13 protein-coding genes and 6 tRNA genes are annotated in these 15,787 nt (G+C 57.1%); 13 read left to right on the forward strand and 6 right to left on the reverse strand.

What is annotated here, in order from left to right:
* Nucleotides 1-83: 83 nt before the first annotated feature.
* Nucleotides 84-299: a ribosome modulation factor gene (rmf, locus tag V6P94_RS09460; protein WP_095003125.1), complete on the reverse strand. Its 216-nt coding sequence runs from the start codon at nt 297-299 to the stop codon at nt 84-86.
* 540 nt (nt 300-839) lie between these two features.
* Between rmf and rlmKL the strand changes: the two genes are divergently transcribed.
* Nucleotides 840-3,110, forward strand: coding sequence for a bifunctional 23S rRNA (guanine(2069)-N(7))-methyltransferase RlmK/23S rRNA (guanine(2445)-N(2))-methyltransferase RlmL (gene rlmKL / locus V6P94_RS09465; protein WP_133075701.1), 2,271 nt, complete (start codon nt 840-842; stop codon nt 3,108-3,110).
* A gap of 138 nt (nt 3,111-3,248) precedes the next feature.
* Here rlmKL and dacB read toward each other — a convergent pair whose 3' ends face one another.
* Entirely contained in the window at nt 3,249-4,715 is a 1,467-nt protein-coding gene (dacB, locus tag V6P94_RS09470) for a D-alanyl-D-alanine carboxypeptidase/D-alanyl-D-alanine-endopeptidase (RefSeq protein ID WP_338649280.1), read from the reverse strand.
* 232 nt (nt 4,716-4,947) lie between these two features.
* Between dacB and V6P94_RS09475 the strand changes: the two genes are divergently transcribed.
* On the forward strand, nt 4,948-5,292 hold the full coding sequence (locus V6P94_RS09475) for a YggL family protein (RefSeq protein ID WP_019827656.1): 345 nt from the start codon (nt 4,948-4,950) through the stop codon (nt 5,290-5,292).
* 218 nt (nt 5,293-5,510) lie between these two features.
* Here the strand turns inward: V6P94_RS09475 and V6P94_RS09480 are convergent, their stop codons facing one another.
* Complete coding sequence (locus V6P94_RS09480; protein ID WP_326398318.1) at nt 5,511-6,269, reverse strand: hypothetical protein; 759 nt, start codon at nt 6,267-6,269, stop codon at nt 5,511-5,513.
* A 332-nt stretch (nt 6,270-6,601) separates the two neighbouring features.
* Here V6P94_RS09480 and V6P94_RS09485 point away from each other — a divergent pair.
* From V6P94_RS09485 to V6P94_RS09525, 9 genes are all read left to right on the forward strand, one after another.
* Nucleotides 6,602-6,677: transfer RNA gene (locus tag V6P94_RS09485), tRNA-Glu, on the forward strand.
* 2 nt (nt 6,678-6,679) lie between these two features.
* Nucleotides 6,680-6,755, forward strand: a tRNA-Gly gene (locus V6P94_RS09490).
* Nucleotides 6,756-6,856: 101 nt separating this feature from the next.
* A tRNA-Glu gene (locus V6P94_RS09495) sits at nt 6,857-6,932 on the forward strand.
* A 5-nt stretch (nt 6,933-6,937) separates the two neighbouring features.
* Nucleotides 6,938-7,013: transfer RNA gene (locus V6P94_RS09500), tRNA-Gly, on the forward strand.
* Nucleotides 7,014-7,114: 101 nt separating this feature from the next.
* A tRNA-Glu gene (locus V6P94_RS09505) sits at nt 7,115-7,190 on the forward strand.
* A 5-nt stretch (nt 7,191-7,195) separates the two neighbouring features.
* A tRNA-Gly gene (locus V6P94_RS09510) sits at nt 7,196-7,271 on the forward strand.
* Between the two features lie 281 nt (nt 7,272-7,552).
* The gene (locus V6P94_RS09515) at nt 7,553-8,575 is read left to right on the forward strand and encodes an ABC transporter substrate-binding protein (RefSeq protein ID WP_133075698.1); all 1,023 of its coding nucleotides are present in this window, start codon (nt 7,553-7,555) and stop codon (nt 8,573-8,575) included.
* A gap of 21 nt (nt 8,576-8,596) precedes the next feature.
* Nucleotides 8,597-9,445 carry a proline/glycine betaine ABC transporter permease gene (locus V6P94_RS09520; protein ID WP_326398317.1) on the forward strand — a complete coding sequence of 283 codons (849 nt, stop codon included), beginning with the start codon at nt 8,597-8,599 and terminating at the stop codon, nt 9,443-9,445.
* Nucleotides 9,445-10,275 carry a glycine betaine/L-proline ABC transporter ATP-binding protein gene (locus tag V6P94_RS09525; RefSeq protein ID WP_326398316.1) on the forward strand — a complete coding sequence of 277 codons (831 nt, stop codon included), beginning with the start codon at nt 9,445-9,447 and terminating at the stop codon, nt 10,273-10,275. The genes V6P94_RS09520 and V6P94_RS09525 overlap by 1 nt, the downstream gene beginning before the upstream one ends.
* Nucleotides 10,276-10,289: 14 nt before the next feature.
* Here V6P94_RS09525 and V6P94_RS09530 read toward each other — a convergent pair whose 3' ends face one another.
* Entirely contained in the window at nt 10,290-10,916 is a 627-nt protein-coding gene (locus V6P94_RS09530; RefSeq protein WP_133075695.1) for an alanyl-tRNA editing protein, read from the reverse strand.
* An 87-nt stretch (nt 10,917-11,003) separates the two neighbouring features.
* Here V6P94_RS09530 and V6P94_RS09535 point away from each other — a divergent pair, with 87 nt between their 5' ends.
* Nucleotides 11,004-11,960: a LysR family transcriptional regulator gene (locus tag V6P94_RS09535; RefSeq protein WP_133075694.1), complete on the forward strand. Its 957-nt coding sequence runs from the start codon at nt 11,004-11,006 to the stop codon at nt 11,958-11,960.
* 49 nt (nt 11,961-12,009) lie between these two features.
* Here V6P94_RS09535 and V6P94_RS09540 read toward each other — a convergent pair whose 3' ends face one another.
* A complete protein-coding gene (locus tag V6P94_RS09540; protein WP_133075693.1) occupies nt 12,010-12,426 on the reverse strand; it encodes a PA2817 family protein in 417 nt (138 codons plus the stop codon).
* Nucleotides 12,427-12,489: 63 nt separating this feature from the next.
* Nucleotides 12,490-14,937, reverse strand: a complete 2,448-nt coding sequence (locus tag V6P94_RS09545; protein WP_326398315.1) for an acyl-CoA dehydrogenase — start codon at nt 14,935-14,937, stop codon at nt 12,490-12,492.
* Nucleotides 14,938-15,088: 151 nt separating this feature from the next.
* On the opposite strand from V6P94_RS09545, the gene V6P94_RS09550 reads away from it, so the two are divergent.
* On the forward strand, nt 15,089-15,715 hold the full coding sequence (locus V6P94_RS09550; RefSeq protein WP_133075691.1) for a glutathione S-transferase family protein: 627 nt from the start codon (nt 15,089-15,091) through the stop codon (nt 15,713-15,715).
* Nucleotides 15,716-15,787 lie beyond the last annotated feature (72 nt).

Consider the following 15,787-nt stretch of genomic DNA (forward strand, 5'->3'; position numbering starts at 1 on the left):
CCCTTGGGCCGAAGCCCGCCGCCCGGATAGGACGGCATGGTTGAGTCATTGCATCTTCGAGGTGATGTCGGATTTGCCCAGAGTTAGCCGACGGCGTGAAGTTCGTTGAGTCTGTGGATGCCCGCAGTGCCAGTCATACCGTCCCAGTTGTCGCCGCGTCCTTCGCGCCAGCCGTTAATCCAGGCTTGGCGTACCGACGGTAGAGTAAAAGGGCAAAGCTCGCGGGATTTTCCATTAACACCGTATTGATATCCGCGTAAGAAAGCTTTTTCCAACGGATCACGCTTAAGTCTTCTCATAGGGTATTGCCCTCACTTGTTGACTGTTTTATTTAGCGTCGACCTTCTGAAGGTCGGGGCAGAGTGTTCTGCCGTTGGTGTGCTCGCTGCCGGCGTGGCGAGCAGTTCGTTATGGCCTGTGCGGCGATAACCTGAGTTGAGTTCTAACCAATGCGCCAAGGCGTGTGAATGATCGTTTTGTCATAAGCACGTAACGATATTGGTGTTATGGCCATAAGTAAGGTCGCTTTTCTGCTGCGAAATGCGACCAAAGCCTGTCAGGGCGAGAGTTTACAAATATGATGCGTTTCATTCTCCGCTGCGAATATCCCCCTGTTTTGCTGGGGCACTATTCGACGAAGGGTCTGAATATGACCAATTGTTTCTCGATGAATGACCTGCCTCTGCGTCTAAACTCTTCGTGCCTCAGGGCATGAAAAACGCATCGGTGGAACGGCACATTTTCGTGCCACACGAGCGCTCTTCAAGAAAAGCGCTTGATTGAAAACGGAGCAGGCAATGCGTTGCCTCTTCACTGATAGCTAAAAGCTCAGGAATCCCATGTCGGATCGTTACGAACTCTTCCTTACCTGCCCTAAAGGCCTTGAAGGCCTTCTCCTCGAAGAGGCCACCGGCCTTGGCCTTGAGGAAGCTCGCGAGCACACCTCGGCCATTCGTGGCATGGCAGATATGGAAACTGCCTACCGTTTGTGTCTATGGTCGCGCCTTGCCAACCGTGTGTTGCTGGTGCTCAAGCGTTTTCCGATGAAAGATGCGGAAGATCTGTACCACGGCGTTCTGGACATTGACTGGCATGACCACATGGTCCCGGATGGCACGCTGGCTGTTGAATTCAGCGGTCATGGTTCGGGTATCGACAACACGCACTTTGGTGCGTTGAAAGTAAAAGACGCAATCGTCGACAAGTTGCGTACGCCGTCTGGCGAGCGTCCGTCCATCGACAAGATCAGCCCGGACATTCGTATCCACCTGCGACTGGATCGCGGCGAAGCCATTCTGTCCCTGGACCTGTCAGGTCACAGCTTGCACCAGCGTGGCTACCGTCTGCAGCAAGGTGCTGCACCGCTGAAGGAAAACCTCGCGGCTGCCATCCTGATTCGTTCGGGCTGGCCACGTATGGCAGCCGAAGGCGCTGCCTTGGCTGACCCGATGTGTGGTGTGGGTACGTTCCTGGTTGAAGGCGCAATGATTGCTGCCGACATGGCGCCTAACCTGAACCGCATTCACTGGGGGTTTGATGCCTGGCTGGGCCACGTGCCGGCTATCTGGAAAAAACTTCATCAGGAAGCCACTGAGCGTGCAGAAGTCGGCATGGCCAAGCCGCCTCTGTGGATTCGTGGTTATGAAGCCGACCCGCGCCTGATTCAGCCTGCGCGCAATAACATCGAGCGCGCCGGTCTGAGCCACTGGATCAAGATTTACCAGGGCGAGGTTGCGACCTTCGAACCGCGTCCGGACCAGAACCAGAAAGGCCTGGTGATCTGCAACCCTCCGTACGGCGAGCGTCTGGGCGACGAGGCGAGCTTGCTCTATCTCTACCAGAACCTCGGCGAGCGTCTGCGTCAGGCTTGCTTGAACTGGGAGGCCGCGGTGTTTACCGGCGCTCCGGATCTGGGCAAGCGCATGGGGATTCGCAGCCACAAGCAGTACTCGTTCTGGAACGGCGCGTTGCCGTGCAAGCTGCTGTTGATCAAGGTTGTGCCGGATCAGTTTGTGACGGGTGAGCGACGTACGCCTGAGCAGCGTCAGATTGATCGCGAGCAGGCTGAGTCCGATCTGCCGTCGAACATCGAAGCGCCAGGTAAATACGAGAAGTTCAACAAGAACGGCAACCCGATCAAGCCAGTGCCGGTGGTGATCGAACAGCCGCGCTTGAGCGAGGGCGGGCAGATGTTTGCCAACCGCCTGCAAAAAAATCTCAAAGCGCTGAGCAAGTGGGTCAAGCGTGAAGGGATCGATTGCTATCGAGTCTACGACGCCGATATGCCGGAATATGCGATGGCGATCGACCTGTACCACGACTGGGTTCACGTTCAGGAGTATGTGGCACCGAAATCCATTGATCCGGAAAAAGCTTCGGCGCGCATGTTCGATGCCTTGGCAGCCATTCCCCAGGCGCTGAACATCGACAAGAGTCGTGTGATCGTCAAGCGTCGTGAGCGCCAGAGCGGCACCAAGCAGTACGAGCGTCAAAGTGCCCAGGGCAAGTTCACCGAGGTCAATGAAGGCGGTGTGAAGCTGCTGGTGAACCTCACGGACTATCTGGATACCGGTCTGTTCCTGGATCACCGCCCAATGCGCATGCGCATTCAGAAAGAGGCTGCAGGCAAGCGCTTCCTCAATCTGTACTGCTACACCGCGACCGCCAGCGTCCATGCTGCCAAGGGCGGTGCTCGCAGCACCACCAGCGTCGACTTGTCCAAGACTTATCTGGACTGGGCGCGCCGTAACCTGTCTCTGAACGGTTTTTCGGACAAAAACCGCCTGGAGCAGGGCGATGTGATGGTGTGGCTGGATGCCTGTCGTGAAGAGTACGACCTGATCTTTATTGATCCGCCGACCTTCTCCAACTCCAAGCGCATGGAAGGGATCTTCGATGTGCAGCGCGATCACGTGCAGTTGCTGGATCTGGCCATGGCGCGTCTGGCGCCGGGTGGGGTGCTGTATTTCTCGAACAACTTCCGCAAATTCATCCTCGATGAAAATCTGGAAGCGCGTTATGCCGTGGAAGAAATAACCGCCAGCACCATTGATCCGGACTTTGCCCGCAACAGCAAAATTCACCGTGCCTGGAAAATCATGGCCCGGTAATACCGGTGCTGTAAGGGTGGGGGCGGGCTTGTTCTCGATGGGCAGCTCGCAGTGTTGCCAGCGCGAGCAAGCCCGCCCCCATAAAAAAACGCCCCTGATCTTGCGATCAGGGGCGTTTTTTATTGCCTGGTCAACGCCTTACTGGGCTATGGAGACCGCACTGTTGGGGGCTTGTGGCTGGCGATACAGATCGAGCAGCACTTGATCGAGAATGGCCGAGGCGCCCCACGGGCGAGGGTCGTTGAGGATGGCGACCACCGCCCAGGTATTGCCGTTGCTGTCGCGGCTAAATCCGGAAATGGCGCGCACTGTATTGAGTGTGCCGGTCTTGATGTGAGCCTGGCCGTTCATGGCGGTGGTTTTCAGGCGTTTGCGCATGGTGCCGTCTTTGCCGGCAATCGGCATGGAGCTGATGAATTCGGCAGCGTAGGGGCTTTGCCAGGCGGCCTGGAGCATCTGCGCCATTTCACGTGCGCTCACGCGTTCGGCCCGGGACAAGCCGGAACCGTTTTCCATGACCAGATGGGGTGCGGTGATGCCTTTTTTGGCCAGCCATTGGCGTACTACACGCTGTGCAGCTTTGGCATCGTCACCGTCGGCGTCGTTGCGAAACTGTGCGCCCAGGCTCAGGAACAGCTGCTGGGCCATGGTGTTGTTACTGTATTTGTTGATGTCGCGAATGATTTCGGCCAGATCCGGAGAGAATGCCCGTGCCAGCAGTTTCGAGTTCTTCGGCACGCTGGCCTGGCGGTCCTGGCCTTGAATGCTGCCGCCCAGCTCTTTCCAGATGGCGCGTACAGCGCCGGCTGTGTAGGTCGCGTGATCAAGCAGGGACAAGTAGGTTTGCGAGTTGCAGCCGTCGGCCAGCTGTCCGCTCACGGTGACGAGTACCGAGCCGTCGGCTTGGGGTACCGGGTTGTAGCGCACGTCACCGGTGCATTGCTTGGCATTGACGGCCTTGACCTGATTGTCGATTTTGATGCTGGCAATCGGTGGTTCGACTGATATCAGGACTTTGCCCCCGTCGTTGCGGGCCACGAAGCGCAAGGCTTTAAGGTTGACCAGCAGCGAGTCGGGCTTGACCAGGAAGGGTTTGTTTTTATCGTTGCCGTCGTCGTTGAAGACGGGCAATTGCGGTTGATTGAAGAAGTTGCGATCAAGTACCAGGTCGCCGGTTACCTGTTGCACGCCATTGGCGCGCAGGTCGCGCATCAACAGCCATAGTTTTTCCATGTTCAGCTTGGGATCGCCGCCGCCCTTGAGGTAAAGGTTACCTTGCAGGGTGCCGTTGTTCAGGGTGCCATCTGTGTAGAACTCGGTTTTCCACTGATGGGTGGGGCCGAGCATTTCCAGGGCCGCGTAAGTGGTCACCAGTTTCATGGTGGAGGCCGGGTTCATGGATACATCGGCATTGAATACGGTTGGAATGCCCGGGCCGTTGAGCGGCAGAAGGACCAATGATAGTGCGTCGTTCTGCAGTTTATTGGTTTTGAGTGCTTGCTGAACTTTGGGCGAGAGCGTTGTGTTGACAGGGGCGGCGTTGGCGCCGAAGGCCAGTGGCAAAAGAAGACTGGCAAGAAGCAATGGCCGTAAAGATTTGATCATAAGAAGTAAAACCCTGCAGGCGAGGGAAAAAAATAAGAGGGATGATGAAAAGTTCCCTCAATGGTCTTAAAAGTGTTGGCATTATGCCCCAAGGTTGTTGGGCTTGTGCATCCACCTGTAACAGGGTTTGGCGGATTAAGTATAGAAAACGATGAACCGTTCACACGGAACCGGGCAAGCGTTGCCTTAAGCTGCTAAAGTGCCGCCCGTTATTACTTAAGAGGATTGTTCAATGGCTACTAATCGTTCCCAGCGTCTGCGCAAAAAACTGTGCGTTGATGAATTTCAGGAGTTGGGTTTTGAGCTGAACCTGGATTTCAAAGAAGACCTGTCGGAAGAGGCTATCGATGCATTCCTGGCAGACTTCCTGGCGCAAGCCATGGAAGCTAACGGCCTGGGTTATGTTGGCGGCGACGACTACGGTCTGGTTTGCCTGCAGAAGCGCGGCTCGGTCAGCGAAGAACAGCGTGCAGCTGTTGAATCCTGGTTGAAAGCGCGCCCAGAGCTGAGCAGCGTTGAAGTTAGCCCGCTGTTGGACGTGTGGTACCCGGAAAAGCCAATCAATCCGGTAGCCTGACGTCAAACGCAAAGGCGGCCCGAGCGGCTGCCTTTGTGTGTTACGCCCTCTGACCCGTCCCGGGTTTTGCAGCACTTCCTTCCACTTTATTGCCCGCACTGATCTGCGTGATTTTTCGTGGGTGCCACTAACGTGTTCGGTCAGACACGTCGCCTCGCTTTTGATCGCGAGCAAGCCCGCTCCCACAAGAGCGGTATTGATCACCCATTTTGGGTGCCTTAGTCGTAAATGGCTTTCTTCTTCCAGTCAGCATCCGCTTCGTCGGTTTTCAAGCCTTCAGTCAGTTCATTGACTTCACCCGTGGTCGGCTCAAGTGCGTTCAGCACCTGTGCGTTGGCGCGTGCAAGCTGGGTCTCGAAGTCCTTGATTTGTGCGTTGTACATGGCGGGTACCGGCTGCTTGCGCAAGTATTGCACCGCGCGTTCAAAAGCCAGGCGCGCCTGTGCGGGCTGATTCTTTTGCAGGGCGAGCTTGCCCAGGTTGTTGAAAAATTCGATATGCAGCACGACCAGCAAATTACGAATCTCTTTGATCCACTGTTTGGCTTCGTTGGTCGGTAAAAAACCATCCTGGGCCGCCCGGGTAATTTGCCCGTGCAGCGTTTCAAGCAAAAAGCGCACGTCTTTGGCTTTTGCTTCGCTCAGGACAGGGTTTGGCGGGTTGTTGACGGGGATAGACTCGCCTTTGGCAATCAGCCCGTTAAGCTCTGCAACTTGTGCTTTTAAAGCCGCACTGGATTTTTGCAGGAGCAGCAGGCGTTGCGTGGCATTGAGCTCAAGGCGCGTGAGCAGCAGCTTGAGGGCAGGGAACATCAGTTGGCCGGGAAAGGTCTCGTTGACTTCGCTGCAGCGACGTATGCGGTCGTTGAGTTCGACCTTGAGTCGGGCTTTTTCCAGTTTGTTGTTTTCCACTACATGGTTCATGTAGACGATTGCGATCAGCAGTGCGATTCCGACGACGACAAGCAGGGCGATCATGGAGGGCGTCAACGTTAAAACCTCTTCTGAATGTGGGTGCGCTGTCTCGGTGAGGTCGGCGTGCCTGTCTATATAGAGAGGCTGGGAATAGGCGGGCAGCAATCTGCCATCACTGAGGTCGGGCCATCATAACCCCTTGTAGGGTGACGGAATATAGGCGCCAAGAGTTGGTCGACATACTGCGTAGGAAAGCGCCGAGAGAAGAGGGAAGTCATTGATTTCAATATATTTTCATATTGGGGTTGACGACTTTCAAATCCATCCCTAGAATGCGCGCCAATTGCAGCGTAAAGCGAACAGCCAAACGCATGTAACCAGTGAAGTTGTAGTGTGTCCCCTTCGTCTAGTGGCCTAGGACACCGCCCTTTCACGGCGGTAACAGGGGTTCGAGTCCCCTAGGGGACGCCATTGCGGGAATAGCTCAGTTGGTAGAGCACGACCTTGCCAAGGTCGGGGTCGCGAGTTCGAGTCTCGTTTCCCGCTCCATTTTTAAGCAGCTTCGCTTTCGGGCGGAGTTGAGTGAAAGCCAAGACATTAGCGTTAGTTAGTGATCTGGCACTGAAATGTACGTGTACATTTCGGGCAACGTCCCCTTCGTCTAGTGGCCTAGGACACCGCCCTTTCACGGCGGTAACAGGGGTTCGAGTCCCCTAGGGGACGCCATTATTGCGGGAATAGCTCAGTTGGTAGAGCACGACCTTGCCAAGGTCGGGGTCGCGAGTTCGAGTCTCGTTTCCCGCTCCATTTTTAAGCAGCTTCGCTTTCGGGCGAGGTTGAGTGAAAGCCAAGACATTAGCATTAGTTAGTGATCTGGCACTGAAATGTACGTGTACATTTCGGGCAACGTCCCCTTCGTCTAGTGGCCTAGGACACCGCCCTTTCACGGCGGTAACAGGGGTTCGAGTCCCCTAGGGGACGCCATTATTGCGGGAATAGCTCAGTTGGTAGAGCACGACCTTGCCAAGGTCGGGGTCGCGAGTTCGAGTCTCGTTTCCCGCTCCAAATTTTGTTTTTTGGAGCTACGCAGTTTCAAAAAACACTCAGAAAGCAGCCCTAGGGCTGCTTTTTGCGTTTCCGGGTTTTGATTTCTGGCCCACCCCTCGCAATACATCTGCAACAAGGCTACGACCCGCATCCGTGCGAATGTTTGTGCCGCTCTCTTGAGTTCAGCAGCTACGCTGAAGACATCGCAACTCATATTTTCTCCGGCATTAAGCACTCTCGCAGGGAAGGCGACAGGCAAATTGCGTGCTCGGCGGCCCCTCCACAACCAGAGAATGCATATGTACAACCTTAAAAAGTGGCTCGTTGGATCACTGCTGGCATTTGGACTTGTCACCCAGCCAGTGTTGGCAGACAACTCGGGCGATCCCGTTCACTTTGGTGATATCACTTGGGAAAGCGGCAGCTTGATCACTGAAGTACTGCGTCTGATCACCGAAAAAGGCTACGGCGTAGCAACCGACACCTTGCCTGGCAGCACCGTAAGCCTGGAGGCTGCGCTGGCCAAGAATGATATTCAAGTGATCGGCGAAGAGTGGGCAGGGCGAAGCCCCGTGTGGATCAAGGCGGAGGCCGAAGGCAAGGTTTTCGGTCTGGGCGATATCGTCAAAAACGCCAGTGAAGGCTGGTGGGTGCCCGAGTATGTAATCAAGGGTGATCCGGAAAAAGGCATCAAGGCATTGGCCCCGGACCTGAAGTCGGTCAGCGATCTGGCCCGCTATAAAGAGGTGTTCCGTGATCAGGAGGACCCGACTCGTGGCCGCTTCCTTAATAGCCCCAGCGGTTGGACCTCCGAGACCGTCAACAGCCAAAAGCTCAAGGCCTATGGCCTGGACAAGGACTTCGTTAACTTTCGCACCGGTTCGGGCGCTGCGCTGGATGCCGAGATCAGCTCCTCGATCCGTCGTGGCAAACCGGTGCTGTTCTATTACTGGTCACCGACTCCGTTGATCGGGCGCTACAAGCTGATCAAGCTTGAAGAGCCGCCTTTTGATGCCGAAGCCTGGAAGACCCTGGCTGACGCCAATAACCCTGCTCCAAAGGGTACGCGCTCATTACCGGCAAAACTGGCCATTGGCGTATCGGCACCTTTCAAAGCCCAATACCCGCAGTTGGTCGAGTTCTATGAAAAGGTCGATTTCCCTATCGATTTACTCAACACCACCCTGGCCCGAATGAGCGAAAAACGCACCGAGCCGCGCAAGGCTGCTGAGGATTTCTTACGTGAGCAGCCGCAAATCTGGCATGCCTGGGTGACCCCGCAAGCGGCTGAAAAAGTCGATGCAGCGCTCAAATCCAAATAACTCACGGAGTACGGGCATTGCATGTTTCCTGACAATCTGACGTTTTCCATCGCAGGGTGGGTCAATGACGGGGTTGATGCACTGGTCAGCAACTACGGTGATGTGTTCCGGCATATCTCCGAGACTCTGCTGTGGGCCATCATCCACCTTGAGAACCTGCTGCGCATCACACCGTGGTGGCTGATGCTGGTCATCGTTGGGGCAATTGCCTGGCATGCCACACGCAAGATCCTCAGCACTCTGTTGATCGTCGGCCTGCTGTTTCTGGTAGGCGCAGTTGGGCTGTGGGACAAGCTGATGCAAACCCTGGCGCTGATGATGGTGGCCACGGTTATTTCGGTATTGCTGGGCATTCCCCTCGGGATTTTGGCCGCGCGCAGCAATCGACTGCGCTCGGTGTTGATGCCGCTGCTGGACATCATGCAGACCATGCCCAGTTTCGTGTACCTGATTCCTGTCCTGATGTTGTTTGGCCTGGGCAAGGTTCCGGCGATTTTTGCCACGGTCATTTATGCCGTACCGCCGCTGATCCGCTTGACCGATCTGGGTTTGCGCCAGGTTGATCGCGAGGTGATGGAGGCGATCAACGCATTCGGTGCCAACCCCTGGCAGCAACTGTTTGGCGTGCAATTGCCACTGGCCATGCCCAGCATCATGGCCGGTATTAACCAGACCACCATGATGGCATTGTCGATGGTAGTGATCGCTTCGATGATTGGTGCCCGGGGCTTGGGTGAGGATGTGCTGGTGGGTATTCAAACGCTCAATGTCGGCAAAGGCCTGGAAGCCGGACTGGCCATTGTCATTCTGGCAGTGGTGATCGATCGTATCACTCAAGCCTATGGGCGGCCTCGACGCGGAGGCCCGTAATGAGTGAGGTAGTGATCAACAAGATCGAAGTACGTCATGTATTCAAGGTGTTTGGCGGCCGTGATAAAGAAGTGATGGCCCTGATTCGTGAGGGTCGGACCAAGGACGAAGTCCTGGCAGCAACCGGTTGCGTTATCGGTATCAACGATCTGTCGCTGTCGATCCGAGCCGGTGAAGTGTTCGTCATCATGGGGTTGTCCGGCTCGGGCAAGTCCACTCTGGTGCGCCATCTGAACCGCTTGATCGACCCTACCAGCGGGCAGATTCTGGTGGGTGGCGAAAACATCCTTGAATACGGCATGCCTGCCTTGCGCCAGTTTCGTCGGCAAAAAATCAGTATGGTGTTTCAAAATTTCGGCCTGTTACCCCATCGCAACGTGATCGAGAACGTGGCTTATGGTTTGAAGGTGCGGGGCGAGAGCAAGGTGCAATGCGAGGGGCGAGCCCGGCACTGGATCTCGCTGGTCGGGCTGGAAGGCTATGAGCAAGCCTTTGTTCATCAACTGTCGGGGGGGATGCGCCAGCGTGTCGGGCTGGCCCGGGCGTTGGCGACGGATACCGACATCATTCTGATGGACGAAGCTTTCAGTGCCCTCGATCCGCTGATCCGTGCCGAGATGCAGGATCAGTTGCTGGAGTTGCAACGCACGCTGCAAAAAACCATCGTGTTCATCACCCATGACCTGGACGAGGCGTTACGTATCGGTAATCGCATCGCCGTGCTCAAGGACGGGCGCTTGATTCAGGTGGGCACCCCCCTGGAAATCCTGCAGTCCCCTGCGGATGACTACGTGGACCGCTTCGTCCAGCGCCGTCGCACCCGCATTTAGGCTGCTTGAATCGATCAGTTCAGATCGTAACGCACGGACAGCACGCCTTTCTTGAGGGTGACAGAAAGCACGTTGACCGCGACTAACTCGCCCAGAGAGCGAACATGGGTGCCGCCGCACGGATAGCTTGGCAAGTTTCCAAAGCCGACGGCGCGTTGACTGGATTCCAGATGAAGCTGGCGGGGTAAATCGGCATTGATCCAGTGCTCCAGTTGTTGCTGGATCGCTGGGGCTTCCAGTGGTTGGGCATCATCGCCAGGTGTGAAGCTGACCCGGCATTCGCCCGGCCAGTGATGTGCCTTGGTCGGCAGCCAGCCGGCCTGCTCACCGATCACTCCAATCAAGTGCCCGGCGCTATGCAGCCGTGCGTTGAGATGGCGGCGCGACGGGTCCACTTGCGCACGGGCAGGGCCAGGAGCAATGGCCCGGGTGACGTAATGCACGATGTTGTCTTGTTCTTGCAGCACCTTGACCACTTCACTGTCACCGATCAGGCCCAGGTCGCACGGCTGACCGCCGCCTTGCGGGTGAAAAGGGGTCGCTTGCACGGTAACGGCAAATCCGTCCTCGTGGGCGATGCAACTGATCACGTTAATGTCTGCAGTCAGTGCGTCATCGGTAAAAAAGAGGCGTTGGGTCATTGCTGTGTCCTGGTCGGTGTCTTTTTTTAGTATAGAGTTGCGCCTTGATAGTGATAATCCACCTGAATTTCAATGGACCTGTGCGCTGTGAGCATAAATCTGCCGTTATCGTTGTTGGCCGAAATGGTGATGTTTGTGAAGGTAGTCGAGGCCGGGAGCTTCTCGGAAGTGGCGCGCCAGCTCGGCACCTCACCTTCTGCGGTCAGTCGCAGCGTATCGCGCCTGGAAAAAGCCCTGGCGATCCGCTTGCTGCAACGCACCACACGCAAATTACGTTTGAGCGATGATGGCGAAGAAGTATTCAAGCGGTGTTGTGAGGTGGCGGGTGCTGCCCAATCGGTGATGGATCTGAGCGGGCGTTTTACCCGCAGCGCCGAGGGCTTGATTCGGGTCAGTGTGCCCAAGGCCGTTGGGCGTTATGTGATTCATCCGCACATGCCCGAGTTTTTACGGCGCTACCCACAGGTCGATGTCCAGTTGATTCTGGAAGACCGCTATGTCGACCTGATTGATGACAACGTTGACCTGAGTATTCGTATCACTGACCAACCGCCACCCGGCCTGGTGGGGCGTCAACTGTTCCCGATCGAGCATGTGTTGTGTGCCACGCCAGCTTATTTGGCGGAGCACGGCACGCCGGCGCAGCCCGAGGATTTGCGTGGGCATAGCTGTATTTATCTGGGAGAGACACCTGCCGATGCACGGTGGAAATTCAAACAGGGCGCCAGGTCGGTGACCGTTGGAGTGCGTGGGCGCTATGCGGCCAACCACACCGGGGTACGGCTGGATGCGGTGTTACAGGATATCGGGATTGGTAGCCTGCCGTATTTCACGGCGCGTCAGGCTTTGGACCAAGGGCTGGTTGTTCGCGTATTGCCGGAATGGAATTTTATTGCTTCGTACCATGGCGGTGCGTGGCTGTTGCATGCCCCGTCGCGTTATTTGCCGCCAAAGATTCGTGTATTCATCGATTTTTTGGTCGAGCGACTGGCCTGGGAGCCGACCCTGGACATGTGGCGGGCACAGGATTCTGGCCACTCATAAAAAAGCCCGCCAGGTAAACCGGGCGGGCCTTGAGTATTGTACGTAGGAATCAGTGCTGTGTGCTGTCGTCGGAGACAGGCATCGCCATCAGTTGTTTTTCCTGGTTCCAGTCGAACGGTTCGTCGTTCAGTTCTGCTTCATGACGACGCTCTTCCAGCGCCTCATACATGTCCAGCTCTTCATCCGACAGGAAGTTGAAGCACGCACCGCCGAAGTACCAGAGCAGGTCACGCGGGACCAGGTGAGCGATCTGCGGGTAGCGCTCGATGACCTGGCACATGAGGTCCTGGCCCAGATACTGGCTATTGATCGGGTCAACCGGCAGCGAGCTGCGCATGTCGTCAAAGCGTTCCAGAAACAGGGCGTGGCTTTCCTCAGGGATCTGCTCAGCGTCACCGACAGCAACCAGGATGCTGCGCAGAATGTCGAGCAAGACAAGGTTGTGGTTCAGATCATTGGTGGCCATTGCGGGTGTCCTCTAGAGCAAAACGGGCGCGGGAGTATAAAGCCCCCGGCGCCCGCTGTCCCGTTATCGAATCTTTCCTTCGCTGTGGGTGAGTTCCTCTTTGGAGAAGTCATCCACATCAATCACCTTGCGTCGGGCAGCTTCAGCGGTGTGTAGCGCGTGTGCCTCGGCCGGTTGCAGTACACCGGCTTGCAGTGCGGCATCGATTGCCGATTCTCCCGCCCCCGGTTTTACCTGACCGCTTTTCAAGCCTTCATGGAGTTTTTTGTGCAGCGGACGTGCTTCGTTCAGCAGGTCGCTGGCATGTTGCAGGGCGCCCACGGCGTCGTCTGGCGATTGCGGGCGATAGCAGCCCGCAAGCACTGCCTCTAGCGCTGGATCACCCTTGGCGCGACCCAAGACTGCGGCAACTTCGGCATCCAGCGCGTCCGACGGCCCGGTGTGGCGGCGGCCGAACGGGAACACGACGCCGCGCAGCAAAAAGCCCAGCGCGCGGCTCGGGAAGTTCTTCAGCAGTTCGTCCAGGGCGCGTTCGGCGTGGCCGAGGCTTTCTTCCATGGCCCATTTGAACAATGGGTTGAGGTGCTCCGGTGAATCCAGATCGTGGTAACGCTTGAGCGCGGCGCTGGCCAGGTACATATGGCTCAGCACATCACCCAGGCGCGCCGACAGGCGCTCGCGGCGTTTCAGTTCGCCGCCCAGCAGCATCATGCTCAGGTCGGCCAGCAGGGCAAAGGCTGCCGCCTGGCGGTTCAATGCCCGGAAGTAGCCCTGGCTCAGGGCATTGCCCGGCACATGCTCAAACCGCCCAAGGCCCAGGTTCAATACAAAGGTGCTGGCTTTATTGCTGATGGCAAAACCGATGTGCTTGAGCAACAGGTCGTCAAACTCCAGCAGCGCCTGATCCTTGTCTTCACGGCTGGCCAGGGCCATTTCCTTGAGTACAAAGGGGTGGCAGCGAATGGCGCCCTGACCGAAGATCATCAGGTTGCGCGACAGGATGTTCGCGCCTTCCACGGTGATGAAAATCGGCGCCCCCTGCCAGTTGCGCCCCAGGTAGTTGTTGGGCCCCATGATGATGCCCTTGCCGCCATGAACGTCCATGGCGTGGCTGATGCATTCACGGCCGCGCTCGGTCAGGTGGTACTTGAGTATCGCTGACAGTACCGAAGGTTTTTCCCCCAGGTCCACCGCGTTGGCGGTGAGCATGCGCGCGCTGTCCATCAACCAGGCGTTGCCGCCAATGCGCGCGAGTGCTTCCTGAATGCCTTCGAAGGCGGCCAGTGGCACATTGAATTGTTCGCGCACCTGGGCGTACTGCCCGGTCACCAGGCTGGTGAACTTGGCTGCGCCGGTGCCGACGGCCGGTAACGATATCGAGCGCCCGACCGACAGGCAGTTCATCAGCATCATCCAGCCCTTGCCGAGCATTTCCTGACCGCCAATCAGGTAATCCAGGGGGATAAATACGTCTTTGCCCGAGTTCGGGCCGTTCATGAACGCTGCGCCCAAAGGCAGGTGGCGGCGGCCAATCTCAACCCCGGGGGTGTCGGTGGGGATCAGCGCCAGGCTGATACCAAGGTCTTCCTTGTCGCCCAGCAGGTGTTCCGGGTCGTGGGCCTTGAATGCCAGGCCAAGCAGGGTGGCGACGGGCCCCAGGGTGATGTAGCGCTTCTCCCAGTTCAGGCGCAGACCGATCACTTCTTCGCCTTGCCACTGACCTTTGCAAATGATCCCGGTGTCGGGCATTGCCCCGGCATCGGAACCAGCCAGCGGACCTGTCAGGGCAAAGCAGGGGATGTCATCGCCACGGGCCAGGCGTGGGAGGTAGTGGTCACGTTGCTCGTCGGTGCCGTAATGCAGCAGCAGCTCGGCGGGGCCGAGGGAGTTGGGCACCATCACGGTGGAGGCGAGGTCGCCGCTGCGAGTGGCCAGCTTCATTGCGACCTGGGAGTGAGCGTACGCCGAGAAGCCCTTGCCACCGTAGGCTTTGGGGATGATCAGGGCGAAGAAACCGTGTTCCTTGATGTGCGCCCAGGCCTGCGGCGGCAAATCCATGGCTTGGCCGATCTCCCAATCGCTGACCATTGCGCACAGCTCTTCGGTGGGCCCGTCAATAAAGGCTTGTTCTTCTTCCGTGAGCTGAACTTTGGGATAGGCCAGAAGCTGGTTCCAGTCGGGGCGGCCGCTGAACAATTGGCCATCCCACCATACTGTGCCGGCGTCGATGGCATCACGCTCGGTTTGCGACATGGGGGGCAAGGTCTTCTGGAACCACTTGAACAGCGGAGCGGTAAACAGTTTGCGCCGAAGGTCTGGCAACAGCAGCAGGGCGGCAGGCGCTGCCAGCAACAGCCAAAGGATTGCCAGCAACCAGCCGGGCACATGGCCGATGACCCCCATGGCCAACAGGTAAACCGCGACAACAGCCAGGGTCGTCAGGGGGGCGATGCGGCGATGGGCCATATAGGCGATGCCAACAATCAGAACCAGTATCCACAACAACAGCATATTTAATCCTCCATGAAGCCAGGGGCGATAACTCTTGTGAGCTTAGTCGCAACTTCCGATCAAGGTTGTAAGGATAGTGACCTTGCGCTGGAGGCAGAGTTCGACATCCCGGCGTAGACTCCTTCGGCGTCTATCAACCAGGAGCCAGATCATGCTGAAAGTGTGGGGTCGCAAGAATTCGTCAAACGTGCGCAAGGCGTTGTGGTGTGTCGAAGAGTTGGCGTTGCCGTATAGCCGCGTAGAGGCGGGCGGTGCATTTGGAGTGGTCGACAGTCCTGAGTATCGATCGCTGAATCCTAACGGCCGGGTACCCATGATCGAAGAGGACGACGGCTTTGTGCTGTGGGAATCAAACGCCATCGTGCGTTACCTCACTGCCAGATATGGGTCAGACACGTCCTGGTATCCAACCGATGCCCGTGTGCGGGCTCAGGCTGACAAGTGGATGGACTGGACCAGTACCTCGTTTGCGGTCGAATTCCGTGCCGTGTTCTGGGGCGTTCTACGCACGCCTGCCGAGGAGCAGGACTGGGTGAAGATCAACGCGGCAATTAAAGCCTGCGATCAATTGCTGGCTGTTGCGGATCAGGCGCTGGCTGAAAAACCCTACCTATCGGGTGATGAAATCGGCATGGGTGACATCCCGCTGGGATCCTTTATCTATGCCTGGTTTGAAATGCCCATCGAACGTGCGCACCTGCCGCACTTGAGTGCCTGGTATGAGCGCTTGAAGCAGCGTCCGGCCTATCGAAATGCAGTGATGACTGCGTTGACTTAATAGCCACTATTAATACGGGCGACTGTACTTGTGCGGCGAGGCCAAGCACCATACGGCCTTGTCGGACTTGCC

It is taken from the genome of Pseudomonas sp. ML2-2023-3 (genome assembly GCF_037055275.1).
In the GTDB taxonomy this organism is placed as follows: Bacteria; Pseudomonadota; Gammaproteobacteria; order Pseudomonadales; family Pseudomonadaceae; genus Aquipseudomonas.